Source organism: Rhodococcus sp. NFXS4 (assembly GCF_058139645.1).
Genome location: NZ_CP192221.1, coordinates 298,092 through 322,507, shown reverse-complemented (window position 1 = coordinate 322,507; position 24,416 = coordinate 298,092). Strand labels below are relative to the sequence as shown.

At 69.0% G+C, this 24,416-nt stretch carries 23 protein-coding genes; 8 read left to right on the top strand and 15 right to left on the bottom strand.

Going from position 1 to position 24,416, the window contains the following annotated elements; translation table 11 throughout:
- Position 1: 1 nt before the first annotated feature.
- Positions 2–1,396 (bottom strand): xylulokinase, encoded by a 1,395-nt coding sequence (locus J4E04_RS01555; protein WP_490149751.1) that lies wholly within the window; start codon positions 1,394–1,396, stop codon positions 2–4.
- A gap of 72 nt (positions 1,397–1,468) precedes the next feature.
- Between J4E04_RS01555 and J4E04_RS01550 the strand changes: the two genes are divergently transcribed.
- Complete coding sequence (locus tag J4E04_RS01550; RefSeq protein WP_328811945.1) at positions 1,469–2,161, top strand: TetR family transcriptional regulator; 693 nt, start codon at positions 1,469–1,471, stop codon at positions 2,159–2,161.
- Here the strand turns inward: J4E04_RS01550 and J4E04_RS01545 are convergent.
- The gene (locus J4E04_RS01545) at positions 2,145–4,202 is read right to left on the bottom strand and encodes an acyltransferase family protein (protein ID WP_490149750.1); all 2,058 of its coding nucleotides are present in this window, start codon (positions 4,200–4,202) and stop codon (positions 2,145–2,147) included. The two genes, J4E04_RS01550 and J4E04_RS01545, sit on opposite strands and share 17 nt — an antisense overlap.
- Before the next feature lie 165 nt (positions 4,203–4,367).
- Here J4E04_RS01545 and J4E04_RS01540 point away from each other — a divergent pair, with 165 nt between their 5' ends.
- The gene (locus J4E04_RS01540) at positions 4,368–5,525 is read left to right on the top strand and encodes an acyl-CoA dehydrogenase (RefSeq protein ID WP_222646367.1); all 1,158 of its coding nucleotides are present in this window, start codon (positions 4,368–4,370) and stop codon (positions 5,523–5,525) included.
- A 24-nt stretch (positions 5,526–5,549) separates the two neighbouring features.
- On the opposite strand, the gene J4E04_RS01535 is transcribed toward J4E04_RS01540, so the two are convergent.
- Genes J4E04_RS01535 through J4E04_RS01525 form a run of 3 tightly spaced genes read right to left on the bottom strand, consistent with a single transcriptional unit; the run spans position 5,550 to position 7,166 of the window.
- A complete protein-coding gene (locus tag J4E04_RS01535) occupies positions 5,550–5,918 on the bottom strand; it encodes an RNA-binding S4 domain-containing protein (RefSeq protein ID WP_490149749.1) in 369 nt (122 codons plus the stop codon).
- Complete coding sequence (locus tag J4E04_RS01530; RefSeq protein WP_490149748.1) at positions 5,915–6,406, bottom strand: metallophosphoesterase family protein; 492 nt, start codon at positions 6,404–6,406, stop codon at positions 5,915–5,917. The genes J4E04_RS01535 and J4E04_RS01530 overlap by 4 nt, the downstream gene beginning before the upstream one ends.
- Before the next feature lies 1 nt (position 6,407).
- Complete coding sequence (locus J4E04_RS01525; protein WP_027506139.1) at positions 6,408–7,166, bottom strand: SDR family oxidoreductase; 759 nt, start codon at positions 7,164–7,166, stop codon at positions 6,408–6,410.
- A gap of 104 nt (positions 7,167–7,270) precedes the next feature.
- Here J4E04_RS01525 and J4E04_RS01520 point away from each other — a divergent pair, with 104 nt between their 5' ends.
- Positions 7,271–7,675, top strand: coding sequence for a VOC family protein (locus J4E04_RS01520; RefSeq protein ID WP_328811942.1), 405 nt, complete (start codon positions 7,271–7,273; stop codon positions 7,673–7,675).
- A 25-nt stretch (positions 7,676–7,700) separates the two neighbouring features.
- On the opposite strand, the gene J4E04_RS01515 is transcribed toward J4E04_RS01520, so the two are convergent.
- Complete coding sequence (locus J4E04_RS01515; protein ID WP_490149747.1) at positions 7,701–9,419, bottom strand: metallophosphoesterase family protein; 1,719 nt, start codon at positions 9,417–9,419, stop codon at positions 7,701–7,703.
- Between the two features lie 120 nt (positions 9,420–9,539).
- The gene (locus J4E04_RS01510; RefSeq protein ID WP_027506136.1) at positions 9,540–10,319 is read right to left on the bottom strand and encodes a lysophospholipid acyltransferase family protein; all 780 of its coding nucleotides are present in this window, start codon (positions 10,317–10,319) and stop codon (positions 9,540–9,542) included.
- 141 nt (positions 10,320–10,460) lie between these two features.
- Between J4E04_RS01510 and J4E04_RS01505 the strand changes: the two genes are divergently transcribed.
- Both J4E04_RS01505 and J4E04_RS01500 read left to right on the top strand, forming a co-directional pair.
- Positions 10,461–11,858 carry an NAD(P)/FAD-dependent oxidoreductase gene (locus J4E04_RS01505; RefSeq protein WP_027506135.1) on the top strand — a complete coding sequence of 466 codons (1,398 nt, stop codon included), beginning with the start codon at positions 10,461–10,463 and terminating at the stop codon, positions 11,856–11,858.
- 15 nt (positions 11,859–11,873) lie between these two features.
- A complete protein-coding gene (locus J4E04_RS01500; RefSeq protein WP_490149746.1) occupies positions 11,874–12,695 on the top strand; it encodes a UbiA family prenyltransferase in 822 nt (273 codons plus the stop codon).
- On the opposite strand, the gene J4E04_RS01495 is transcribed toward J4E04_RS01500, so the two are convergent.
- The gene (locus J4E04_RS01495) at positions 12,678–13,004 is read right to left on the bottom strand and encodes a hypothetical protein (protein WP_222637934.1); all 327 of its coding nucleotides are present in this window, start codon (positions 13,002–13,004) and stop codon (positions 12,678–12,680) included. The genes J4E04_RS01500 and J4E04_RS01495 overlap by 18 nt on opposite strands.
- Before the next feature lie 89 nt (positions 13,005–13,093).
- On the opposite strand from J4E04_RS01495, the gene J4E04_RS01490 reads away from it, so the two are divergent.
- The gene (locus J4E04_RS01490; protein ID WP_056441137.1) at positions 13,094–13,804 is read left to right on the top strand and encodes a dienelactone hydrolase family protein; all 711 of its coding nucleotides are present in this window, start codon (positions 13,094–13,096) and stop codon (positions 13,802–13,804) included.
- Positions 13,805–13,849: 45 nt separating this feature from the next.
- The gene (locus J4E04_RS01485; protein WP_056441134.1) at positions 13,850–14,779 is read left to right on the top strand and encodes a pirin family protein; all 930 of its coding nucleotides are present in this window, start codon (positions 13,850–13,852) and stop codon (positions 14,777–14,779) included.
- Here the strand turns inward: J4E04_RS01485 and J4E04_RS01480 are convergent.
- Positions 14,770–15,537, bottom strand: coding sequence for a putative protein N(5)-glutamine methyltransferase (locus J4E04_RS01480; protein ID WP_222632243.1), 768 nt, complete (start codon positions 15,535–15,537; stop codon positions 14,770–14,772). The two genes, J4E04_RS01485 and J4E04_RS01480, sit on opposite strands and share 10 nt — an antisense overlap.
- The gene (locus J4E04_RS01475; protein WP_155957049.1) at positions 15,534–16,922 is read right to left on the bottom strand and encodes a maltokinase N-terminal cap-like domain-containing protein; all 1,389 of its coding nucleotides are present in this window, start codon (positions 16,920–16,922) and stop codon (positions 15,534–15,536) included. The genes J4E04_RS01480 and J4E04_RS01475 overlap by 4 nt, the downstream gene beginning before the upstream one ends.
- 106 nt (positions 16,923–17,028) lie before the next feature.
- Between J4E04_RS01475 and J4E04_RS01470 the strand changes: the two genes are divergently transcribed.
- On the top strand, positions 17,029–19,002 hold the full coding sequence (locus J4E04_RS01470; protein WP_222632247.1) for a M13 family metallopeptidase: 1,974 nt from the start codon (positions 17,029–17,031) through the stop codon (positions 19,000–19,002).
- 1 nt (position 19,003) lies between these two features.
- On the opposite strand, the gene J4E04_RS01465 is transcribed toward J4E04_RS01470, so the two are convergent.
- The 5 genes from J4E04_RS01465 to J4E04_RS01445 form a co-directional block, all read right to left on the bottom strand.
- Positions 19,004–20,086 (bottom strand): ABC transporter ATP-binding protein, encoded by a 1,083-nt coding sequence (locus J4E04_RS01465; RefSeq protein WP_490149745.1) that lies wholly within the window; start codon positions 20,084–20,086, stop codon positions 19,004–19,006.
- Between the two features lie 18 nt (positions 20,087–20,104).
- Positions 20,105–21,427, bottom strand: coding sequence for an ABC transporter substrate-binding protein (locus tag J4E04_RS01460; protein WP_490150599.1), 1,323 nt, complete (start codon positions 21,425–21,427; stop codon positions 20,105–20,107).
- A gap of 25 nt (positions 21,428–21,452) precedes the next feature.
- The gene (locus tag J4E04_RS01455) at positions 21,453–22,346 is read right to left on the bottom strand and encodes a carbohydrate ABC transporter permease (RefSeq protein WP_222637930.1); all 894 of its coding nucleotides are present in this window, start codon (positions 22,344–22,346) and stop codon (positions 21,453–21,455) included.
- On the bottom strand, positions 22,343–23,302 hold the full coding sequence (locus J4E04_RS01450) for a carbohydrate ABC transporter permease (protein WP_051613419.1): 960 nt from the start codon (positions 23,300–23,302) through the stop codon (positions 22,343–22,345). The genes J4E04_RS01455 and J4E04_RS01450 overlap by 4 nt, the downstream gene beginning before the upstream one ends.
- A 76-nt stretch (positions 23,303–23,378) precedes the next feature.
- On the bottom strand, positions 23,379–24,311 hold the full coding sequence (locus J4E04_RS01445) for a L,D-transpeptidase (protein ID WP_027506123.1): 933 nt from the start codon (positions 24,309–24,311) through the stop codon (positions 23,379–23,381).
- Positions 24,312–24,416: the final 105 nt, after the last annotated feature.

Here is a 24,416-nt window from a genome sequence, read left to right as displayed (position 1 = left end):
CCTACCCGGCACCCTCCGTCAGGTCCCGCACCTCGGCGTAGCGTTCGCGCACCGCCGGGGTCGGGTCCGCCTCGTACCGGGGAATGTCCGCCGCGGCCCAGGTGGGCGGTTCGGCCCCGCCGGACAGCACCCAGGCCGCCTGGCGCGCGGCCCCGTCGGCCACGTACTCACCGGGCGGCGGGACGTCGACGGGCATGCCGAAGACTCCCGGCGCGAGGACGCGCACCGCCTCGGATTTCGCGCCCCCGCCGACGAGCAGCACTCGCGACACGGTCGCACCCTGCGCCACCAGGTGGTCGATCCCGTCGGCGAGACTGCACAGCAGACCCTCGATCGCGGCGCGCGCGAGGTGCGCCGGGGTCGAATTACCCAGGCGCAGGCCATGAATCGCGCCGGTCGCGTCGGGCCGGTTCGGTGTGCGCTCCCCCTCGAGGTACGGCACCATGACCAGGCCCTGGCTCTCCTTGGACAGCGCGAGCCGCGACAGCTCGTCGTGGTCGACGCCGAGCAGGCGCGCGGTCGCATCGAGCACGCGCGCGGCGTTCAGCGTACAGACGAGAGGCAGTTGACGACCGGTGGCGTCGGCGAAGCCGGCCACCAGTCCCGACGGGTCGCGAGGAGCCACGGTGGACACGGCCGAGACGACGCCGGACGTGCCGATGGAGACCACCAGGTCACCCTCGCCGGCACCCAGAGCCAGTGCCGCAGCGGCATTGTCACCGGTTCCGGGCCCGATGGCCGCGCCTCCGGAAGTCGTGCCGATCCGTGTCGAGGGCGCCGCCACGGTGGGCACGTGCGGGGTGCGCCCGCGTAGCGCGAGACAGAGCAGATCGACGCGGTACTCGTTCGTGGCCGCCGAGAAGTATCCCGTGCCGCTGGCGTCACCCCGATCCGTGGCCAGGGCGTCGAGTCCACGAGCACCGCCGAGGCGCCAGGACAGCCAGTCGTGCGGAAGACAGACTGCCGCAGTGCGATCGGCGTTCTCCGGCTCGTGATCCGCGAGCCACCGCAGCTTTGCCGCGGTGATGGACGCGACCGGCACCACGCCCACGGCGTCGGCCCACTCCTGGCCTCCACCCAGCTCGGTCACCAGGTCGCGCGCCGACTCGGCGGAGCGAGTGTCGTTCCACAGCAACGCCGGTCGGACGGTCTCGCCCGCCTCGTCGAGACACACCATGCCGTGCTGCTGCGCTCCGACGGAGATCGCGTCGACGCCGTCCATTCCACCGGCGTCCGCGAGAGCGGTCTCGAGAGCCTCGTGCCACCGGGCCGGGTCGATCTCGGTGCCGTCGGGATGGCCGGCCCGACCGTGGCGGACCAGCTCACCGGAATCCGCGTCCCGAACAACGATTTTGCACGACTGGGTGGACGAATCGACACCCATCACCAACGCCACGACCTCGCCCCTTCACCGTCACGTGCGTTCCGGCAGCTCACCGGTCCGAGCAGTTCACGCTACCGTGAAGCCATGGCCGCCCACGACGAACCGCGAGAAACCGAGGACGCCCGGTTTCGCCTCGAGGTCATGGGTGCGGCGCTGGAGCTCTTCGAGAGCAAGGGGTACGAGGCCACCACGGTCGACCAGATCGCAGAGAGCGCGGGGCTGTCGCGCCGCACGTTCTTCCGGCAGTTCCGGTCCAAGGAGGACGTGGTCTTCCTCGACCACGACGCCACCCTCACCCATGTGCAGGACTTCCTGGAAACGACCGACCTCGATCCGTACGACGCCGTGTGCGAGGCCGCCGCACGCGTGTTCGCCCGGTTCTCCGGCACGCCGGACACCACCCGTCGCCGCTACCGCGTCCTGCAGACGGTGCCCGCCCTGCGCGAGCGCGAACTGGTGATGGTGCTGCGGTACGAGCGCGTCTTCGTCGACACCCTGCGCCGCGGCGCCCCGACGCAGGAGCCGCTCTCCCTGGTGCAGTTCGCCGCCGCGGTCACGGCGACGCACAACTACCTGCTGCGCACGTGGCTTCGCGACGGGGCCCGAGTGGAGGTCGAGGACGTCCGGCGCGCCCTCGGGGCGGTGAAGCGGCGGTTCGTCACCGACACCGCGGGAGACCGGCCCACCGCACTCGTGTTGCCGCCGGGGACGTCGGTCGCCGACGTCACGACCCTGCTCGCACAGCACTTCGGGGACGGTCTCACCACCACCCCGTGACCTCGCCGAGCGTGCTGTCGACCACCGGCACGAGCGACCGGACGTACGTCGCCGACAGGTGGTGGGAATCGTGGTAGACCAGCACGTTTCCTTCGACGACGCGACACACGTCGGGACCGCAGACCGCATCGGAGAAGTCGACGGGAACCACCGAGGGGAACGGCAGCGACGCGGCGCGGGCCGGATCGATCTCGGACAGGACCTCGCTGCGCGGCAGTCCGCACGACTCGCTGTCGCCGCCGTCGGCAAGGCAGTCCGCGGCGCGATACGGGGCACCCTCCCGGCTGAGCCACGGAGTGTCCCGCACGGCCACGACGGGAAGGGCGAGCGCGGAGAAGCGTGCCCAGACGTCGAGGTACGCGTCGGGTGTGACGTCGCCGAACTCCGTGGGGCTCGGCCGCGTCGAGGTGGTGAACACCCAGTCGGGGCGGTCCGACGCGAGGATGTCGAGCACGTCCGAGGACCAGTCCCGGCAGTCCGGGTAGGGCAGATCCACCAGGAGCGGCTCGCCGATGTCGAGCGGGCACCCCATCTTGAGGTAGGTCACCACGGCGAACCCGCGATCCCGGCCGATCCGGTCGAGTGCGGGGAGCCAGTGCTCGGCATGCGATCCCCCGGCCAGGGCAAGGGTGCGCGTCGCGTCGGGATCGCCGTACACGCACGAGATCACCTCGCGCTGCGTCATGTCCGCGATGCAGCCGTCCAGCGTCGACTGCGGCAGGTCCAGGTCCGCATCGAGCACGGTGGGTCGCATCGGAGCGTCCGGCACGGGAACACCGTCGACGAGCGCGAGCGCCCCCGGGTAGCGATCGTCGGAGCTCACGTCGGCGGTCGGCTGGGCCGTCGCTCGATCGAGGTAGCCCTGCCAGGTCGCGCTCGCCGCGGCGAGGCCGATCGCTCCGACGGTCACCAGGGCGGTGAGGACGCCGCGGCCCGCGCCCCGACGGTGCACCGGCTCCTCCACCCACGAGCGTGTGGCGACGGCCAGGGCGATCGAGACGACCACCACGGCGGATCCCGTCACCACGGTCACCGAGTGCCCGGTTCCGAGCACCGCGATGAGGATCGGCCAGTGCCACAGGTACAGCGGGTAGGCGATGGAGCCGAGGAACTGCAGTGGGCGGGACTCGAGAGCACGGGTCACGGCCGGTGCTCGTGACTCGGGAGCACCCGCACCGGCAAGCACCAGCAGCATCGCGGCCCCGACCGGCACCAGCGCGGCAGGACCGGGGAACTGCGCCGCACCGTCGACGAGGAACCCACAGCCCACCAGTGCGGCAAGTCCGACGACGGCGGCCGCGGCCCGTAGCGCGGCCGGCAGCACCACTCGACCGATCACCAGCCCGGCGATCGCACCGACAGCGAGTTCCCACGTCCGCGCCCCGGTGTCGTAGTAGGCCCACCCCTGGTGGGTGCGGCCGATGTCGGCCGCATAGGTGAACGACACCGCGGCGGCGACCGCGAGCACCGACACCAGCACCGGTGTGGTCAGGTCCCGACGACCACACCGACGGCACGCCGCGGCGACGAGGAACACCACGGCCGTGACACCGACGTAGAACTGCACCTGCACGGACATCGACCACAGGTGCTGGAGCGGACTGACCGACAGATCGGCCGCCGCGTAGTCGGACGCGGTCCGCGCGAGCTCCCAGTTCTGGACGTACGCCAGCGACGCGAGGAGCTGCCGCGTCGTCGCGTCCCACATCGTGAAGGGTCTGTCCCACACGGTCCAGAGGGCCACCGCGCCGAACACCACCACCGCCGCGGGGTACAGGCGTCGGGCGGTGCGGACGACGAGGGGCCGCAGGACCGGACCGTCGGCTCGCTCGACGCGGCGCAGCACCATCGACGTGAAGAAGAAGCCGGACAGGACGAGGAAGACGTCGACACCGCCCGAGACCCTGCCGAACCAGATGTGGAAGACGACCACGAGGGCGATCGCCAGCCCGCGGAGACCGTCCAGATCGACGCGGTGGCCCGGCCTGCGCGCGCCGACTGCCCGGGCACCCGGCGCACGGGTCGTCGCCTGGTGGTGCACGACCACCAGAATAAGGGACGGACGGTACGGGTCCGGAGCACCCACACGTGACCAGTGACACCAAGTGCCACGCAGCCATAGTCACCGGCCGGTCGGTCCGGTACGCTGGCCACATTCCGTGACACCGAGTGCCACGACCCTCTCACCACGACGAACGGACGTCCCATGGCCGGCAACCCCAGCTTCGACCTCTTCCAGCTCGCCGACGAGCACAACGAGCTCCGCGAGGCCATCCGCGCACTCTCCGAGAAGGAGATCGCGCCGTACGCCACCGAGGTCGACGAGCAGGAGCGCTTCCCCGACGAGGCCTTGAAGGCTCTCAACGCCTCCGGCTTCAACGCGGTGCACATTCCCGAGGAGTACGGCGGCCAGGGCGCCGACTCCGTCGCGGCCTGCATGGTGATCGAGGAGGTCGCCCGCGTGTGCGGTTCCTCCTCCCTGATCCCCGCCGTGAACAAGCTCGGCACCATGGGCCTCATCCTCAGCGGCAACGAGGACCTCAAGCAGAAGGTGCTGCCCTCCATCGCCGAGGGCGAGATGGCCTCCTACGGACTGTCCGAGCGTGAGGCGGGCTCCGACGCCGCCGGCATGAAGACCCGCGCCAAGGCGGACGGCGACGACTGGATCCTGAACGGCTCGAAGGCGTGGATCACCAACGCCGGCAAGTCGACCTGGTACACCGTCATGGCCGTCACCGATCCCGAGAAGAAGGCCAACGGCATCTCGGCGTTCATGGTGCACAAGGACGACGAGGGCTTCTCTGTCGGCGAGAAGGAGCGCAAGCTCGGCATCAAGGGCAGCCCCACCCGCGAGCTGTACTTCGAGAACTGCCGCATCCCCGGAGACCGCATCATCGGTGAGCCCGGCACCGGCTTCAAGACGGCACTCGCGACGCTCGACCACACCCGTCCCACCATCGGCGCGCAGGCCGTCGGCATCGCGCAGGGCGCTCTCGACGCGGCCATCGCGTACACCAAGGACCGCAAGCAGTTCGGCAAGGCCATCAGCACGTTCCAGGGCGTCGAGTTCATGCTCGCCGACATGGCGATGGAGATCGAGGCGGCCCGCCTCATGGTGTACTCGGCAGCCGCTCGCGCCGAGCGCGGCGAGAAGAACCTCGGCTTCATCTCCGCCGCCTCCAAGTGCTTCGCCTCGGACGTCGCCATGAAGGTGACCACCGATGCGGTGCAGCTCTTCGGTGGCGCCGGCTACACGCGCGACTTCCCGGTCGAGCGCATGATGCGTGACGCCAAGATCACGCAGATCTACGAAGGCACCAACCAGATTCAGCGCGTCGTCATGTCGCGCGCACTGCTGCGCTGACGCCGGTGGCGGGACCGCCGCGCGTCACTCGCTCGGCGGTGCCGCCCGCAACCGGTCGATCTCGCGCCGGTCCCGCTTCGTCGGCCTCCCGGCTCCGCGATCGCGAACGGGCACCGCGGCGAACAGTTCACGCGGCGGTGGGGGCGGACTCCGGTCGATGTAGCACGCCACCGCGGCCGGGGCTCCCACTCGCTTGTTCACGAGCTGGGTGACCTCGATGATCTTCTCGAATCCCCCTGCGCGGATGCGTACCTCGTCACCGGGTACCACGTGCTGCGCCGGCTTGGCGGCGCTGCCGTTGATCTTCACGTGTCCGCCGCGGCACGCCGACGCGGCGGCGGAGCGCGTCTTGAACAGCCGCACCGACCACGTCCAGGCGTCGATGCGCGTCACAGCTCGTGCACCACGACGTCCGAGACGGCACCGCCGCTCAGGGTCAGCGTCATGTAGGTGCAGTGCGGTTGCCGCCGACGGTCGGTCGGCGAACCCGGGTTGAGCAGGCGCATCCCGTTGTCGGACAGCGTGTCCCACGGAATGTGGCTGTGCCCGAACACGAGCAGGTCGGTGTCCGGGAACTGCGCGTCCATCCGCTTCCCCCGTCCCCCCTTCGCCCCTGTCTCGTGCGTGACGACCATGCGCACACCCTCCACCGTCCGCCGTGCGACCTCCGGCAACCGCGCACGGAGATCGTCACCGTCGTTGTTGCCCCAGCAGGCGAGCAGATCGGACGACCGCTCCTCGAGCGCGTCCAGCAACGACGGCGCCATCCAGTCACCCGCGTGCACCACCAGGTCGGCCGCGTCCACCGCGTCCCACACCGCGGCGGGCAGATCCCGCGCGCGGGTGGGGACGTGGGTGTCGGCGAGCAGCAACAACTTCACGTCAGTCTTTCGGCCCGCCCGCGACGTACACGACCTGACCGGACACGAATCCTGCACCCTCACTGCAGAAGAAGGATGCCGTGTGGGCGATGTCCTCGGGCTGACCGATGCGGTTGACCGGGATCTGCGACGCGGCACCCTTCTTGAAGTCCTCGAACGGCACGCCGACGCGCTCGGCCGTCGCCGCCGTCATCTCCGTCTCGATGAAGCCGGGTGCGATCGCGTTGACGGTGACGTTGTAGCGGCCCAGCTCGATGGCGAGGGTCTTGGTGAAGCCCTGCATGCCGGCCTTGGCGGCCGCGTAGTTGGCCTGACCGCGGTTGCCCAGCGCCGAGGTGGACGACAGGTTGACGATGCGTCCCCACTTGGCCTCGACCTGATGCTTCTGCACCTCGCGGGACATGAGGAACGATCCGCGCAGATGCACGCCGAGCACGGCGTCCCAGTCGTCGACCGACATCTTGAAGAGAAGATTGTCGCGCAGGATGCCGGCGTTGTTCACCAGCACCGTGGGCGCCCCGAAGTCGGTGGCGATGCGCTCGACCGCAGAGACGACCGACTGCTCGTCCGCGACGTTCGCGCCGACGGCGATGGCCTGACCACCGGCTGCGGTGATCGCGTCGACCGTGCCGGCACACGCCGCCTCGTCGAGATCGACGACGGCGACACCGAAGCCGTCCGCGGCGAGACGTCGGGCGACGGCGGCACCGATTCCTCGCGCACTTCCCGTGACGATTGCTGTCCTGACCTGCTCGCTCACGACTACCCTCTTTCTCATCTCGGCCCCGAAACCCCGCGGCTCCCACTCTTTCTATCAAGTCACAGGAGTCGGCGGACCACCCCTGCTCGAGAAAGAGGCTCACCATGACGACCCGACTGAATCCGTACCTGTCGTTCCGGGACACGGCGCGGGAGGCGATGGAGTTCTATCGCACCGTGTTCGGCGGAGAACTCACGCTGTCGACGTTCGGTGACTCGGGCATGCCCGTCGAGGAGTCCGAGGCGGGCAACGTCATGCACGGTCAGCTCGACACCCCGAGCGGCTTCACGCTGATGGGCGCCGACACACCGTCGTCGATGGAGGCGAGCACCAACGGCACGGTGTCCCTGAGCGGCGACGACGAGGCAGAACTGCGCGGCTACTGGGACGCGCTCGCCGAGGGCGGCACCCTCGGCGTCCCGCTCGAGACGGCGCCCTGGGGCGACACCTTCGGGATGCTCACCGACCGGTTCGGGATCGGCTGGATGGTGAACATCGCCGGCAGCTAGCTGCCGACGGTCACATGGCCGGCAGCTAGCTGCCGAACGCGAGCGGCAGCTCGCGACGGAAGGTGACCTCGTCGAACTCCCGCCCGTACTCGTCGACCGCGGCGATGCGCATCCGACTCGGTGTGATGCCGGGGATCCCGGGCGTCACGTCCGCGCGGACGAACGAATAGTTGCGGAATCGCACCCGTGACCAGGTGAGCGACTCGGGCACCTTCGAGCCGTCTGCGGCGACGACGTAGCTGTTCGGCACCGACGTGTCGGCCACCTCGTTGCCGCGGTAGCTCTCGGGTTCGCCGTCCTGGTAACCGTAACGCGGGCGCCCACCGCCGCCCACCGTGTAGTAGACGGTGCCGTCCGAGACCGAGGTGACCTCCGACCGGTCACCGGCGACGCGGGTCGGCGAGCCGCCGCGGATCGGATCGGACCGCTCGAACACGTGGTTGTGCGCCTGCAGCACCACATCGACGTGGTACCGGTCGAAGAGCCCCGCCCACGCACTGCGGACGCCACCGTCGCTCGCGTGGTCCTTCGTCGTCGAGTACGCGCAGTGGTGGAAGAAGCAGACGATGAAGTCGACGGCCGGATCGGCCCGGTAGCGCGCCAGGGTCGACTCCACCCATCCCGTCTGACGTCCGCCGCTGTAGCCCGTGTTCGCGCGGATCTCGTTCGAGACGTCGTTGGCGTCGAGCGAGAGCACGGCGACGTTGCCGTGGACGAACGAGTAGACCGACGGGCACCCGGCGGGGCCGTTGTCCGGCTGGTCCAATCGTGCCGCGTGGCCGCCGTATCCGTTCGGCCCGTACAGCGCCTCCATGTCGTGATTTCCGGTCGCGAAGAGCCAGGGCGTCGACGCCGCGCTCGGCTCGATCGCCGCGAGGTAGCCGTCCCAGACGTACGGGTTGAACTTGTCGAAGGCCTTGTCGACGGTGCCGCCACTGGGTACGAAGCGAGGAGTGCGGCCCTGTCCCGACGGGTCCGCGTACGCGATGTCGCCCGCGAGGATGTGGAAGTCGGGCCGCGAGTCGGCGATCTGGCGCACGATGTTGGCCGCGTGCTTGGCCGACGGCTCGTTGTCGGGCTTGTAGTACAGATCGTCGTAGTCACCGGGCTTCAGGCCGGGAGGCTGGGTCGGCGTCTCGTCGACGCCTTGATCTCCCATCATCGTGAACCGGAACGGCGCGAGCCGGCCCGGCGGCAGAGCCGGTGCGGCACTGCGGACATCGCTGACGTAGCCGTCGGCGGTGCGCCACCGGTAGTAGTGCGGAAGACGCGGAGTGAGCCCGTCCACCGGAACGTGCACGTAGAACTGCTCGGCCGCCAGGATGCCGCCGTCGGACCGCGGTACCTGGCTCACCAGGTTGCGCACCTCGGCCGACGTCGTGGCGCCCAGTGCCGGGGTCGGACCGTGGTCGAGAAACACCCCGGTGAGTCCGGGATTGCGGGAGAGCTGCGCCGAGAACCGGAGCTGCGTCGCGGCGTCGGAGCCGAAGGAGAGATGCCGTCCTCCGACGGTCAGCGGCGCGTCCTGCGCGTAGGCGACGCGATTCCACCCGGGGTTTCCCACCCCGGCCGCCGCGGCGACGGCGGCAGCACCCACGAGGAAGTTGCGACGGGACACCCGATGGCGACGGAGATTGCTCAGGTGCCAGTCGTGCTGCTCGGCGATGGAAGCGTTCGCCGCGATGTGGGCGGGGACTCCTGTGTCGACGATCTCCCCGGCCGGATTCAGTGCGTTCTCCACCATGGAGACGACGCTGCTCCCGTCACCTCGACGTCAGGCGCACGGCAGGCGAGCAGGAGCCGAACCGAATGTGAACAACGATGCAGCACATGACATTTCGGTCCGACCGGACAAAACCACCAGTCAGTACTGGCGGACCGACAACTCCACGGCCACCTGAAGGTACTCGGCGACGGTGCGCGCGATGGAGACCGGCTTGTCGGGGAGCACGATGTCCGGCACGTCGATGTGCACGCTCGCCGAGCGGTACCTGCCGGGCGGCGGTCCGTAGTGCAGCCCCATCACCACGAGCCTCGGTTCGACGCCGCGAGTCCGTGCGCGCGCGACGATGTGCCCGATCCCGCTCCCGACGTGCTGGAGCACCGTCGGATCACCGTCGTTGCACGTGCCCTCCGGGAAGATCGCGAGATCGTCACCACGAGACAGCCTTTCGGCACACACGTCCATCATGAGATTGCCGGCTCGGGACACGGCGCGCAGACCGTGGTCGCGGCTGCGGAACACCGGGATGCCGCCCATCATCTCGATGCGACGTCGTTGCGACGTCCGCTCGGCGATGCGGCGGGTCCGCGGGCGGTTCGGTTCGGTCTCGACGAACAGCTCGTCCTTGGCCAGGACGCGGGTGCGGCCGATGACGGGTCGCAGCGCGCTGGACCACGCGGCGGCGGCGACCGTGTACGGGTCGGTCTCGCTGACGTGGTTCACGGCCAGGATGAACCGCGTGTCGTCGTAGATGAGGGCGCGGAGGCGTTCGCGAGCACCGTCGCCGTACCGGACGCGGGGTCGGAACCGTCCGGCGAGAGCCCCGTAGGCGAGCCGTGTGACGCGTCGATTCTGCTGATGCTCCCGGTAGTACTCGTACACGGCGTCGGCGTTCTCGAGGGCGACCACGGGGCGATCCATGCTCGAATCGTAGGCGTTCGCCCTGTTCCACCTATTTGTTCTGACAAATCGAGCGCGCCGTGTATGGTCTGGGTCACAGACGGAAACCCCGTCGGAGGCGGACCCGCAGGTCGGCCACGTGAAGTGAGAGGAACGGGCACCGTGACCACCACCACAGCCCCGCACCGCGTCGTCGTCGTCGGCTCCGGATTCGGCGGCCTGTTCGCGACCAAGGCCCTGCGCCGCAGCGACGTCGACGTGACGATCGTGGCGCGCACCGCGCACCACCTCTTCCAGCCGTTGCTCTACCAGGTGGCCACCGGGATCCTCTCCGAGGGCGAGATCGCGCCCTCCACCCGTCTCATCCTCAAGAACCAGGCGAATGCCGCCGTCGTGCTCGGCGACGTCACGGAGGTGGACCTCGAGGCGCGCACCGTCGTCTCGGTCAGCCGTGGCCGCGTCACCGTCACTCCGTACGACAGCCTCGTCGTCGCCGCGGGCGCCGGCCAGTCCTACTTCGGCAACGATCACTTCGCCGAGTTCGCCCCCGGCATGAAGACGCTCGACGACGCCCTCGAGCTGCGCGGGCGCATCATGAACGCATTCGACGCCGCCGAACTCACCACCGACCCCGTCGAGCGCGCACGGCTGCTCACGTTCGTCGTCGTCGGCGCCGGCCCCACGGGTGTCGAGATGGCGGGCCAGATCGCCGAGCTCTCGCGCCGCACCCTCGCCGGAACGTTCCGCACGATCGACAGCCGCGACGCCCGCGTGATTCTGCTCGACGCGGCCCCGAAGGTGTTGCCGCCCTTCGCCGACTCGCTGGGCGAGAATGCTCGACGACGTCTCGAGAAGGTCGGCGTCGAGGTCGAGCTGGGCGCCGCGGTCACCGACGTCGACGCCGACGGATTATCTGTCCGCGACAGCGACGGCACCGAGCGCCGCATCGAGTCCTCCTGCAAGGTCTGGTCGGCCGGTGTCTCCGCGAGCCCGCTCGCGGCACAGCTCGCGGCGAAGTCCGGGGCCGAGGTGGACCGCGCGGGCCGCGTGCTCGTCGAGGCCGATCTGACACTGCCGGGCCACCCCGAGGTCTTCGTGGTCGGCGACATGATGGCGCGCGACAAGCTCCCCGGCGTCGCCCAGGTGGCGATCCAGGGCGGCCGCTACGCCGCGCGGTGCATCACTGCCGACGTCCGCGCCGCTGCCACCGACACACCGCGCCCCGAGCGCACCCCGTTCCGCTACCGGGACAAGGGCAGCATGGCGACCGTGACGCGATTCTCGGCCGTGGCGCAGGTGGGACCCGTCAAGATCACCGGCTTCCTGGCATGGCTGATGTGGCTCGCGGTGCACCTCGTCTACATCGTCGGATTCAAGAGCCGACTCACCACCGTCTTCAACTGGACGTGGACGTTCCTCGGCCGAGCGCGCACCCAGCTGACCGTCACGCAGCAGCAGATGCACGCGCGCACGGCACTCGGCAGGCTCGTCGTGCTCGAGGACGCCCGCCGGGAGCGGGACGCGGGAGCCCCGGCACGCGAGGACGCTCGCGCCAGCTGAGTACTGTTCCGGTACATGGGCAGTCGACTCTCCGCTCTCCTCGTCGCCTCCCACCCCGGCCCCGCCGCCGCGGTCACGACGTTCGTCGCACTGCTGTCGGTCAGCATCGGCCCACCCTCGGCGGGGCTCCTCGTCGTCGTGGTCGTGGCGGTGCTGAGCGGGCAACTGATCGTCGGTTGGACCAACGATCTGATCGACGCCCCGCGGGACACCGCGGTCGGCCGCACGGACAAACCGCTCGCCGTCGGCCGCCTCGACCCCGCCACCGTGCGGGTGAGCGTCGCGGTCGCGGCGGTGGTCTGCGTGGTGTTCTCGATGCTGTGCGGCGTCGTCCCGGGTGCGGTGCACCTCGTGCTGGGAGTCGGCTCGGCCCTCGCCTACAACCTCGGTCTGAAATCCACCGTCGTGTCGTGGCTGCCGTACACCGTCGCGTTCGGATCGGCGCCCGTGGTCGTCTCGCTCACCGTGGCCGACGCGATGCCGCCGTGGTGGATGATCACGGTAGGGGCGCTGCTCGGCTTCGGCGCCCACCTGGTCAACGTGCTGCCCGACATCGCCGACGACACGGCGACGGGAGTCCGCGGGCTGGCACACCGACTCCCTGCTCGCGTGGTCGCTCCACTCGCCGCGGGGGTGCTCGTCACCGCATCGATCGTGGGGGTCGTGGGGAGCGGGGCTCTCGGGCGCACCGGGGTGTCGACCGTAGCGGGCGGAGCCGCTCTGGCCGTCGTGGTCGTCGCCGCATGGATCGCGTCGACGAGCAGCGGGCGGACACCGTTCCGCGCGGCCATCGTCATCGCCGGCGTGACCGTGCTGGTGCTACTGCTTCCGCGCTGACGTCTCGGCGGTCGAGGTCGGGTCGCCGGCGGCCTCGAGGTCGTCGGTGTCGCGGAACACCAGGCACCCGTTGTCCAGGGCCACCGCCCACCGGTGCGCCACGGCCCAGTCCCGACCCACGGACGACGAGTCCACGAAGTCGGCGAAGTCCTCGACGATCGATCCCGTCTCGAGAGGCCACGTCGTCGGATCCGAGTCGCGGTCGATCGAGTGCCGGGTGCGTACCCGCGCACCGACCTCGAACGTCGGCGGCGGCCCGGTCGGCTCCTGCGGCGTCGCTGCTCCGGGGTTGTTCAGGGTCGATGTCATGGCAGCCTCCTGCTGGTTCCTCGGCGCGGTTTCCCCGTTTCACACAGTTCACACATGGAACACCGAGATTCTCGTGATCTGATGGTGGGATGGCCATCACTTTCACCACACGCGTCCCGGAAGGTCCGATACGAGGCGGTGTCGTCGTCGTCCAGGAGGCGTTCGGCGTGACCGACCACATCGCGGAGGTCTGCGGCCGCTTCGCCTCGGCAGGATGGATCGCCGTGGCCCCGCATCTCTTCCACCGGGCCGGTGATCCGGTGGTGTCGTACGACGACATGAGCACCGCGATGGACCTCATCGGCGCACTGAAGGCCGAGGAGATCGACCAGGACGTCGATGCCGCGTTCGACGAGTTGGCCGGGTACGGCTACGGACCGAGCGGGTGCGCGATCGTCGGGTTCTGCATGGGCGGCACCGTCGCCTTCGAGACGGCGGTGCGGCGCCCACTCGGTGCCGCGGCCACGTTCTACGGCGGCGGCATCCGCGAGGGTCGCTTCGGCTACCCGCCGCTGCTCGACGGCGCCACGGCACTGCGAACGCCGTGGCACGGGTTCTTCGGCGACCTCGACACCGGGATCCCGGTCGACGACGTCGATTCGCTGAACGCCGCCGTCACCGACGCGCAGGTGGACACTCGCATCGCCCGCTATCCCGACGCCGAGCACGGCTTCCACTGCAACGATCGACCCGCCGTCTACAACGAACGGGCCGCGTACGACGCGTGGTCGCGCACCCTCGACTGGTTCGATCTGCACGTGGATCCGGCCGGGGAACAAGGACGGGCCCCTCGCGGTTGAGCCGGGCAAGTAGTTGATTCGTCAACTTTATCCCAGGAGGCCGACATGCCCGCAGTGACCGTCGACAACGTTCTCGCGCTCCCCCGCATCTCCACGCCGCAGCCCGGCTCGGTGAACCGGCCGGTCCGCGCCGTCACCACCGCCCCCACCGGCTACGAGGGCGAGGGGTTCCCGGTCCGACGTGCCTTCGCGGGTGTCGACATGAAGTACCTCGACCCCTTCATCCACATGGACCAGATGGGCGAGGTGAACTACGCGCCGGGCGAGCCCAAGGGCACACCGTGGCACCCGCACCGCGGCTTCGAGACGGTCACCTACATGATCGACGGGATCATGGACCACCAGGACTCGCACGGCGGTGGCGGTTCCATCACCGGCGGCGACACCCAGTGGATGACCGCGGGCAGCGGCATCCTGCACATCGAGGCCCCGCCGGAGCACCTCGTCGTCTCGGGCGGGCTGTTCCACGGCGTGCAGCTGTGGGTCAACCTCCCGCGCAACAACAAGATGGCGGCGCCGCGGTACCAGGACATCACCGGCCGCGAGGTCGCTCTCCTCTCGAGCCAGGACGGCGGCGCGCTGGTGCGCGTCATCGCCGGCGAGATGGACGGCCACGAGGGACCGGGATCGACCTACACGCCGATCACGCTGTCCCATGTCACCGTCGCCCCGGGTGCCTCGGTGACCCTGCCCTGGAACGCGCGCTACAACGCCATCGCCTACGTGCTGGGCGGATCCGGCACCGTCGGCACCGAGCGGCGGCCCGTACGCACAGGTCAGACCACGGTCTACGGCTCGGGCGACACCTTGACCTTCGCCGCCGCCGAGGGCACCGAGTCGATGGAGATGTTCGTTCTCGGAGGCGAGCCGATCCGCGAGCCCGTCGCGATGGCCGGGCCGTTCGTCATGAACACCAAGGCCGAGGTGCTCCAGGCGTTCGAGGACTTCCAGTCCGGGCGGTTCGGTCAGCCCTGATCGAGCGTCCCTCGCCCGATCACCATGGTGGCGTCCCGGTCCTCGTCGTGTACCACCGTCGGCTCCAGACCGGCGGCAGCGAAGATCTGTCGCACCGTGTCGGCCTGGGCCGCGGACGCCTCCACGATCAGTGATCCGCCGGGTGCCAGCCAGTCGCGCGCCTGTGCGGCCACGCGGCGCTGGACGTCCAGTCCGTCCGGTCCACCGTCGAGGGTGACGCGGGGTTCGTGATCCCGCGCCTCGGGCGGCATGGTCTCGATGGCCGACGAGGGAACGTACGGCGTGTTGGCGGTGACGACGGCGATCCCGTGGCGCAGGTGCGTCGGTATCGCGGCGAAGGTGTCGCTCTCGAAGACCGTGCAGCCCGGCAGATTTCGACGAGCGCACGCCACCGCCACCGGGTCGATGTCGGAGGCGTACACCGTGGACCCCGGCGCCGAGCGCACCACCGCGGCGGCCACGGCACCCGAGCCGCAGCACAGATCGAGCAGCACGCCGCCGCCGAGTCGGCCGAGCGCCGCGTCCACCATGGCCTCGGTCCGTCGGCGCGGCACGAAGACGCCGGGCTCGACGAGCACGCGGCCCCCGTGGAACTGCGCCCACCCCACGATGTACTCGAGCGGCTCCCCGGCGACACGGCGCGCGATCCAGTCGGCCAGCGTGCTCTCGTCCGGAGCCTCGCCGATCAGCAGAGCTGCCTCGTCCTCGGCGAACACGCATCCGGCCGCCCTCAGCACGGCGACCGTCCGCGAGGTCACTCCGCGACGAGCCGCTCGATGGCGTGCAGGGGGATCGAGAGCCAGGTCGGGCGGTTGCGCGCCTCGTAGACGGCCTCGTACACGGCCTTGTCCAGCTCGTACGCTCGCAGCAGCGCCCACGAGATGCGCGGGTCGTGTCCCGCCACCTCGGTGTAGCCGTCGCAGAATGCGGACACGTTGCGCTCCACCCACTCCCGCGCCACGGGCTCGAGTCGCGCCCGTTCCTGCGAATCCTCGATCTCGACGACGTGGCTCATGGCGGCGTAGTCGAATGAGCGGATCATCCCTGCCACGTCGCGCAGCGTGCTGTCCGGAGTGCGCCGCTCCTCGAACGTCTTCGACGGTTCGCCCTCGAAGTCGATGAGGACCCACCGCTCCGACGTGCGGAGCACCTGCCCCAGATGCAGGTCACCGTGGATGCGCTGGGTGTCGATGCCGCCCGTGCCCGCTGCCTGGTCGATCAGGGCCCGGATGCGCGGGAGGTACTGCTCCAGGTCGGCGATCACCGGCAGTGCCGTCTCCACGCGAGCGGAGATGTCGGCCGCCGTACCGGCCGCCGGCGCCAGGGACGTGCCCAGCACCGACGCGAGATCGGCGTGCACGGAGGCGACGGCGCGGCCCAGCTCGCGGGCCTCGCTCGTGAAGTCGGACGTCGTCACGTCACCGCTGGCCAGGACGTCCCGCACGCTGGCCTGCGCGGTGGTCCACCCCTCGGTGGATCCCGCCACGAAGTCCTGCGCCATGGCGAGGGTCGTCTCGGTGTGGTCGATGTCCGCTTCCATCCATCCGCGCAGCGGCGCGACGTTCTCGCACCCCGCCTGGCCCAACGCCCGGTGCAGCTCCACGTCGGGATTGATGCCGATCGTGACGCGCCGGAAGATCTTCAGCAGATGGTGGTCGCCCAGGATGACCGACGTGTTCGACTGTTCGGCGCCCAGCACCTTTCCGCGCAGGCCGGTCTGCAGGTCGCTGCCCGGCATCGCCAGGAAGCGCACCTCGCCGGTCCCGCCGGTGGCCAGGAGGTCGGAGTAGACCGAGATGGCATCGGGATCACGCAGGGCGTCGAACACCACCGCGCCGCCGTCCCGAGTGACGACCCACGGGTCGAGGTCCTCGTCCACCGAGGCTCGGACACCGAGGGGCACCTGGAAGATCTGGGGCTCGGTGCCCTCGAGGTCCACCCGCACGAGTACGTGCTCGACCACGAGCTCGGACGTGGTGGCCAGCGTCTCCCGCGTGAGCAGATGCACTCCGGTGACGGTGTGACCCTTGGCGGAGAACCACCGCTGTTCCGGCAGCCAGGCGGCGAGTGCGCCGAGGAGGGCGCCCTCGTCGAGGGGTGGCGGCGCGACGGGCTCGTCGATGCTGTGCTGTTCCGTGGACATGAGCCTCGGTTACCCCGAATTCTCTCGTCGACAACGTGACCCTGCGCGGACCAGCGTAATGCCCCGTCGACCCCGCGCATCTCGTCCGGCCTGTCAGGATGGAGGCATGACCTCGGACGCATCACTCGCACGGCCCTCGGGCCTGGACCTGAAGTTCGTCGACGCCGCCACCAGAGCGCAGGACGATCTCTTCGAGCACGTCAACGGCCGCTGGCTGGCCGAGTACGACATCCCGGCCGACCGCGCCGTCGACGGCGCGTTCCGGACACTGTACGACCGGGCCGAGGAGCACGTCCGCGACATCATCCAGGTCGCGGCGGACTCCAGTCCGGCGCCCGGCTCGGACGCCGCGAAGATCGGTGACCTCTACAGCAGCTTCCTGGACGCCGACGCCATCGAGGCGGCCGGCACCGCGCCGATCGCCGACGAGCTCGCGGCGGTGGCCGACGCCACCGACAGCGAGGCGCTCGCCCGCGTACTCGGCACTCTGCAGCGCACCGGTGTCGGCGGCGCGGTCGCGCACTACGTCGACACCGACTCGAAGAAATCGGACCGCTACCTCGTCCACTTCTCGCAGTCCGGCCTCGGCCTCCCCGACGAGTCGTACTACCGGGAGGACGAGCACGCACAGGTTCGCGAGCAGTACGCCGAGCACATCGGCGCCATGTTCGCCCTCGCGGGCGTGACCCGTTCCGCAGCGAGCGTCCTCGATCTCGAGACCGCCCTGGCGGCGGGCCACTGGGACGTGGTGAAGCGCCGCGACGCCGATCTCTCCTACAACCTGACGACGCTCGCGTCGCTGCGAGCGGACGCGCCCGGCTTCGAGTGGGGCGCCTGGATCGAGGGCCTCGGCGCCGACGCGGACCGTCACTTCGCCGAGATCGTCGTCCGCCAGCCCGAGTTCCTCACCACGTTCGCGGAGCTGTGGTCGACGCGCAGCCTCGACGACTGGAAGGCCTGGGCCACCTGGCGCATCCTCCACTCCCGCGCGCCGTACCTGACGTCCGCGATCGTCGACGAGAACTTCGCCTTCTACGGCCGCACGCTGACGGGAACCGAGACCAACCGCGAGCGCTGGAAGCGCGGCGTCTCCCTCGTACAGGATCTGATGGGCGAGGCGGTGGGAAAGCTGTACGTACAGAAGCACTTCCCGGCCGATTCGCGGACGCGCATGCAGGAACTGGTGGCCAACCTCGTCGAGGCGTACCGGCGCAACATCTCCGACCTCGAGTGGATGAGCCCGGAGACGCGGACGGCCGCGCTGGCGAAGCTCGACAAGTTCACCCCGAAGATCGGCTACCCGGACACCTGGCGGGACTACTCCTCGCTGCTGATCGATCCGGCGGACGTGGTGGGCAACTACCGCCGCGGCTACGAGGCCGAGTACCAGCGCGATCTGGACAAGCTCGGTGGTCCGGTGGACCGCGGCGAGTGGTTCATGACCCCGCAGACCGTCAACGCCTACTACAACCCGGGCATGAACGAGATCGTGTTCCCCGCCGCGATCCTGCAGCCCCCGTTCTTCGACCCGGACGCCGACGACGCCGCGAACTACGGCGGAATCGGTGCGGTCATCGGACACGAGATCGGCCACGGATTCGACGACCAGGGAGCCAAGTACGACGGTGACGGCAACCTCGTCGACTGGTGGACCGACAGTGATCGCAGCGAGTTCGGCAAGCGCACCACCGCGCTGATCGAGCAGTACGACTCGTTCGAGCCGAAAGCCCTTCCCGGACACCACGTCAACGGGAAGTTCACGATCGGCGAGAACATCGGCGACCTCGGTGGTCTGTCGATCGCCGTCGAGGCGTACAAGATCTCACTGAACGGCTCCGCGGCCCCGGAGATCGACGGCCTGACAGGGCTCCAACGTGTCTTCTTCGGTTGGGCGCAGGTGTGGCGCACCAAGGCGCGGGACGCGGAGGCGCTGCGCCGCCTGTCCATCGATCCGCACTCGCCGCCCGAGTTCCGATGCAACGGCGTGGTCCGCAACCTCGACAGCTTCCACGAGGCCTTCGAGGTGACAGAGCAGGACGCGCTCTACCTCGATCCGCAGCAGCGCGTCCGCATCTGGTGATCTAGCGCAGGCGTAGGCCGGACTCGGGATCGAAGAAATACACCTCACCCGCGTCCGGCCGGACGCGCAGGCGCTCGCCCGCACCGACCACGACACGACGATCCACCCGCACCACCACGCGGCCACCGCGGGCCGTCCAGCCGGCGTCGGCCGGTCCCACCGAGTACGCGAACGACTCCGCGCCCAGTTCCTCGACCAGCTCGGTCGTCAGTTCGACGGCCTCGGTGTCGGACTCGCCCACCAGTTCCCACGATTCGGGGCGGACGCCGACGACGATCCTTCCCTTGTGCGCGGCGGGCACCGGGATGCGCGCGCCGCCCAGGACGGCGTGGCCGTCCACCACGTCCGTCTCGAGCAGATTCATCGCGGGCGAGCCGATGAACGACGCGACGAAGTCGTTGACAGGGTTCGCGTACAGCTCTCGCGGACTCGCGACCTGTTGCAGGAGACCGCCCTTCAGGACCGCGACCCGGTCCCCCATCGTCATGGCCTCGACCTGATCGTGCGTCACGTACACCGTCGTCGTGCCGAGCCGGCGCTGCAACGACGCGATCTGCGACCTCGTGCTCACCCGGAGCTTCGCGTCCAGGTTGGAGAGCGGCTCGTCCATGCAGAACACCTCGGGGCGACGCACGATCGCGCGCCCCATCGCCACGCGCTGACGTTGGCCGCCTGACAGCTTGCCCGGACGCCGGCCGAGGAGGGGCTCGAGCTCGAGCATCCGAGCCGCCTCCTCGACGCGGACGGCCGTGTCCGCCTTCGACATTCCCGCGTTGCGCAGCGCGAATCCCATGTTCTCCGCCACCGTCATGTTCGGATACAGCGCGTAGTTCTGGAACACCATCGCGACGTCACGTTCCTTGGGTGCGAACCCGCTGACGTCCTTGCCGCCGATCTCGATGCGCCCGCTCTCGATCGCCTCGAGCCCGGCGAGCATGCGCAGGCTCGTCGACTTGCCGCATCCCGACGGTCCGACGAGCACGAGGAACTCGCCGTCCGCGATGTCCAGACTGAGCGCGTCCACCGAGGGAGTCGGTGCTCCCGCGTAGCGGTGGGTCGTCTCCACGAAATGTACCGAGGCCATGACAGAGGTGGTCCGCTTCTACTTGGGCAGCTTGGGAGTGATCTGGCGATCGATGATCTGCTGCAACTGATCCTGCACACCCGAGAACGTCGACGCGACATCGGCGTTCTGCAGGGCGATCTGCTCGAGACCCGCACCGATGATCTGATCGCCGCCGGGCACGAACACGCGGGCGTAGTCCTGCGACCGGGTCCGCGCGAGCTGGTCCACCGCGGTCCGCGAGCGGGGGTTCTGCTCGAGGAACGCGACCTCGGAGGCGTCGGTGGCGGACGACTTGCGCACCGGCATGTAGCCGACGTTCTGCGAAAAGTACGCCGTGTTCTCGGTGTCGGTCACGAACTCGATGAACTTGAGCGCGTTGATCTTCCGCTCGTCCGGGATGTTCGCCGGGATGGCCAGTCCGGCGCCACCCGTCGGGCACCCGGGAGTGCCCGCCTCGGCGGGGAGGAACGCCGTGCCGAAGTCGAACTTCGCGTTCTTCGTGATGCCCGACAGGTCGCCGGTCGACGCGATGGTCGAGCCGAGCAGGCCCGCGGAGAAGTCGTTGGCGATGTCGTTGGACACGGCCGCGTACTTCTTCGTGTGGATCATGTCCTTGAGGAAGTTGCCGGCCTCGATGGTGCGCTCGTCGGTGAACTTCAGATCGAACTCGTCGGAGTAGCTGCCGCCGAACGTCCAGATCGGGCCCTCGAAGGTCCACCCCAGGTAGTCCTCCGCGTTGCCCCAGCCGTGCGCGAGCTTGCCGGATCCGATGGCGCGCTGGATCTCCGGGCCCCACTGGTCGAACTCCTGCCACGTGGCCGGCCCGCGATCCGGGAGTCCGGCAGCAGTCCACACCTCGCGGTTGTAGTAGAACAGCGGGGTCGAGCGGGCGTAGGGCAGCGCCCACGTCTTGTCGTTCCAGTTGTAATCGGCGACGAGCGAGTCGACGTAGTCGCTCGTGTTCACGCCCGCCTGCGAGAACAGGTCGTCCAGCGGCGAGATCGCGCCGAGCAACGCGAAGTTGAACCACCACACGTCCGAGAGCAGCACGACGTCCGGCAGCGACCCGCCCGACAGCGCCGCGTTGAACTTCTGCGCGATCTCCTCGTAGTTCTTGCCGCCGTCGACCATCTGCACCGTCAGGTCGGGATTGGCCGTCTGGAAGCGCGAGATGAGCTCGTTCTCGATGTCCTTCGAGCTACCCGGGTGGGACGACCAGAACGTGATCGTACTGGCATCGCCACCACCGGACGCCGACGAGCTGCTCGTCGAACTCGTTCCGGCACAGGCGGTGAGAGCGGCGCCCGCGGCGACGGCACCGGACAGTCCGAGGAATCCGCGGCGAGAGAATGGCTGCATCATGTGCTCCTTGTTCATAGGTTGGTCAGCCCTTGACGGCGCCGGAAGTGAGGCCCTTGATCATGTGACGCTGGAGAGCCAGGAAGACGATCAGAATGGGGAGCATCGTCAGGACGGTGCCGGCCATGACGGGCCCCCAGTTGGTGACGCCGTCGTTGTTCTGCAACTGGGTCAGGCCCACCGGCAGCGGCGCGACGGACGAGTCGTCCGACATCAGGAACGGCCAGAGGTACTCGTTCCACTCGTTCACCACGGTGATGGTGGCGAACGCGACCATGGTCGGGCCCGACAACGGCAGGACCACCCGGAACAGCAGGCGGACCGGGCCGGCGGCGTCCATGCGGGCGGCCTCGATGATCTCCTGCGGTATCGACAGGAAGTGGTTGCGCATGAGGAACGTTCCGAATGCCACGCCCGCCAGCGGCACGATGATGCCCTGGAAGGTGTTGCGCCACCCCAACTGCGCCACCAGCGCGTAGTTGGAGATCACCGTGATCTGGTTCGGCACCATCAGTGCCGCGATGATCACGAGGAAGACGATCGTCTTACCCGGAAAGCGCAGGAAGACGAGGCCGTAGGCGCTCAGCACGCCCAGCGCGAACTTCACGACGGCCAGGATGCTGGTGATGATCAGGGAGTTCTTCAGGAACGTCCAGAACGGAACGGTGGTCGTCGCCTCGTCGTAGTTCTCCGGGCGGAACACCGCGGGCCACCAGACCGACGGCTGCACGTAGATGTCACCGCGCTCCTTGAACGAGGTGACGACGATCCAGAAGAGCGGCAACCCGATGATGACGATGACCACGACCATCGCTGCGTAGCCGAAGAGTGCGGAGAGTCGACGACGGCGGGCGGCGTCCCGCGCCGGGCGGGCATCGTCGGCAGTGGCGGCGGCCGGCGCCCTGTCGATCACGCTCATCGCGCGTCACCTCGATCCATGACTCGCACCTGCAGGACGGTGATGATCAGCAGCACCAGGAACATGATCGTGGCGACGGTCGCGCCGTAGCCCGCCCGGAAGTTCCTGAATGACTCCTCGTACACCTGATAGACCATCGTGGTGGTGCCGGTACCCAGCGGACCGCCCCGCGTCATCACGTTGATGATGTCGAAGACCTGCAACGAGTTGAGCATGACCGTGATGGACAGGAAGAACGTGGTGGGACGCAGCTGAGGAAGCGTCACCTTGCGGAACGTCGTCCACCGACTCGCGCCGTCGATCTGCGCGGCTTCGGTCAGATCCTGCCGAAGACCCTGCAGCGCTGCGAGATAGATGACGAAGGCGTAGCCCAGGTTCTTCCACAGGTACGTCACGGTGATCATGAACAGCGCCCACCCGGGGCTCTGGTAGAAGTCCGGCACTCCCTCGAAGCCGAACCGCCGCATGACGTCCTGGATCAGGCCGAAGTTCGGATCGAACACGAACTGGAACGCCACACCGATGGCCGCGCCGGAGATGACGAACGGAGCGAAGACGGCCGAGCGGACGATGTTGCGGCCGCGCAACTTGCGATCGAGGAGCATCGCCAGGACGAGTCCGAGGAGCATGCTGCCCGCCACCGCCGCGATGGTGAAGATGACGGTGTTCGACACGATCTGCCACGTGTCGCTGCGCCCCCACCATTCGCGATAGTTCGAGAGACCGATGAAGGTCGACGTCGGCGACGAGATGTTCCAGTCGAAGAACGAGAGCCTGATGTTGTCCAGCAGCGGCCGGTAGGTGAACACGCCCAGCAGGACCAGGTTCGGCCCGACCAACACCAGGAACAGCGCGTAGTCGCGCCACGGTCGACGGAGGAAAGATCGTTGTGCGGGTGGCAGTTCCGGCAAGGTGCGCTGGACCACCGGCCGCGATCGCGGCGGGCTTGCTCTCACCGGTGGGACATTAGCGTAGGTAAAGCGAACGAATGGTGAACATGGACCGATCAGTATCGGTCCGAGATGTGATCGTTCAGAGTTGCCAGTCGCCGAGGCCGTCGCGGCCGTTCAGAATGCCGCCGTCGGTGTTCTGCACCACCACCGGATCACCCTTCTGGGCCGTCTCGAAGAACCATTTCGCGTCCTCGGTGCTGACGTTGAGGCAGCCGTGGCTGACGTTCTCGACACCCTGGCTGTCCACCGACCACGGCGCGGCGTGGACGAAGATGCCGCTGTTCGACATGCGGGTGGCGTACTCCACGTAGGTCCGGTAGCCCTCGGGCGCATCGACCGGCACGCCGTAGGTGGACGAGTCCATGTACATGTCGCGGAAACGCTCGCCGACGATGTAGGTGCCGTTGGGCGTCTCGTGGCCGACCTTGCCCATCGAGGTGGGCATGGTGCGCACCACCTCGCCGTTGCGCGTCACGGTGATGGTCTTGGTGTCGTCGTCGGCCGTCGTGACGATCGCGTCGCCGACGGTGAAGGTGGACGACGCATCTCCCGCGGTCACCGTCACGGTCGTGTTCGCCGGCCAGAAGACGTCGGGTCGCCAGCGGACCTGGCTGTCGGAGAACCAGAAGAAGCGGCCGGCGACGTCGCCGGCGGACGTGGTCACGTCGATCGCCCGCTCGGCGACCGCGCGGTCGTCGATCGGGGCGGCGAACCGGACGATGATCGGCTGCGCGACACCGACGACCTCGCCCGCGGACGGGTTCAGTGCGGGAGCGGAGAAGTTCGCGGGACCACGCGGCGCCTCGACGGGTGCGGGCGGGGCGACCGGCGGTGTCGGGACACCGGGCGCGGGGGCGGTGATGCCGGGGATCGGCGGGAGCGAGATGTCCGGGCCACCGGGCCACAGCGGCGCCGCGGACGCGGGCACGGCCACCCCGACGGTGACGGCGGCCGCGGCGAGGACGCCTGCAGCCGAACGAGCGAGGAAACGAACCGAACGTCGAGCACCCATGCTTGTGAACCATCCCTAGCGAAGTCGCTTTACCTGATCGCACCGCAATTAACACATACGGGTGGTCCCCATCGCCAATCGGGTAATGTGGTGAGACACCCGGGA

Coding starts and splice junctions, on each gene's coding strand:
- J4E04_RS01550 (WP_328811945.1), top strand. CDS start 1,469: ATGGCCGCCCACGACGAACCGCGAGAAACCGAGGACGCCCGGTTTCGC.
- J4E04_RS01540 (WP_222646367.1), top strand. CDS start 4,368: ATGGCCGGCAACCCCAGCTTCGACCTCTTCCAGCTCGCCGACGAGCAC.
- J4E04_RS01520 (WP_328811942.1), top strand. CDS start 7,271: ATGACGACCCGACTGAATCCGTACCTGTCGTTCCGGGACACGGCGCGG.
- J4E04_RS01515 (WP_490149747.1), bottom strand. CDS start 9,419: ATGGTGGAGAACGCACTGAATCCGGCCGGGGAGATCGTCGACACAGGA.
- J4E04_RS01510 (WP_027506136.1), bottom strand. CDS start 10,319: ATGGATCGCCCCGTGGTCGCCCTCGAGAACGCCGACGCCGTGTACGAG.
- J4E04_RS01500 (WP_490149746.1), top strand. CDS start 11,874: ATGGGCAGTCGACTCTCCGCTCTCCTCGTCGCCTCCCACCCCGGCCCC.
- J4E04_RS01495 (WP_222637934.1), bottom strand. CDS start 13,004: ATGACATCGACCCTGAACAACCCCGGAGCAGCGACGCCGCAGGAGCCG.
- J4E04_RS01490 (WP_056441137.1), top strand. CDS start 13,094: ATGGCCATCACTTTCACCACACGCGTCCCGGAAGGTCCGATACGAGGC.
- J4E04_RS01485 (WP_056441134.1), top strand. CDS start 13,850: ATGCCCGCAGTGACCGTCGACAACGTTCTCGCGCTCCCCCGCATCTCC.
- J4E04_RS01475 (WP_155957049.1), bottom strand. CDS start 16,922: ATGTCCACGGAACAGCACAGCATCGACGAGCCCGTCGCGCCGCCACCC.
- J4E04_RS01470 (WP_222632247.1), top strand. CDS start 17,029: ATGACCTCGGACGCATCACTCGCACGGCCCTCGGGCCTGGACCTGAAG.
- J4E04_RS01465 (WP_490149745.1), bottom strand. CDS start 20,086: ATGGCCTCGGTACATTTCGTGGAGACGACCCACCGCTACGCGGGAGCA.
- J4E04_RS01460 (WP_490150599.1), bottom strand. CDS start 21,427: ATGCAGCCATTCTCTCGCCGCGGATTCCTCGGACTGTCCGGTGCCGTC.
- J4E04_RS01455 (WP_222637930.1), bottom strand. CDS start 22,346: ATGAGCGTGATCGACAGGGCGCCGGCCGCCGCCACTGCCGACGATGCC.
- J4E04_RS01445 (WP_027506123.1), bottom strand. CDS start 24,311: ATGGGTGCTCGACGTTCGGTTCGTTTCCTCGCTCGTTCGGCTGCAGGC.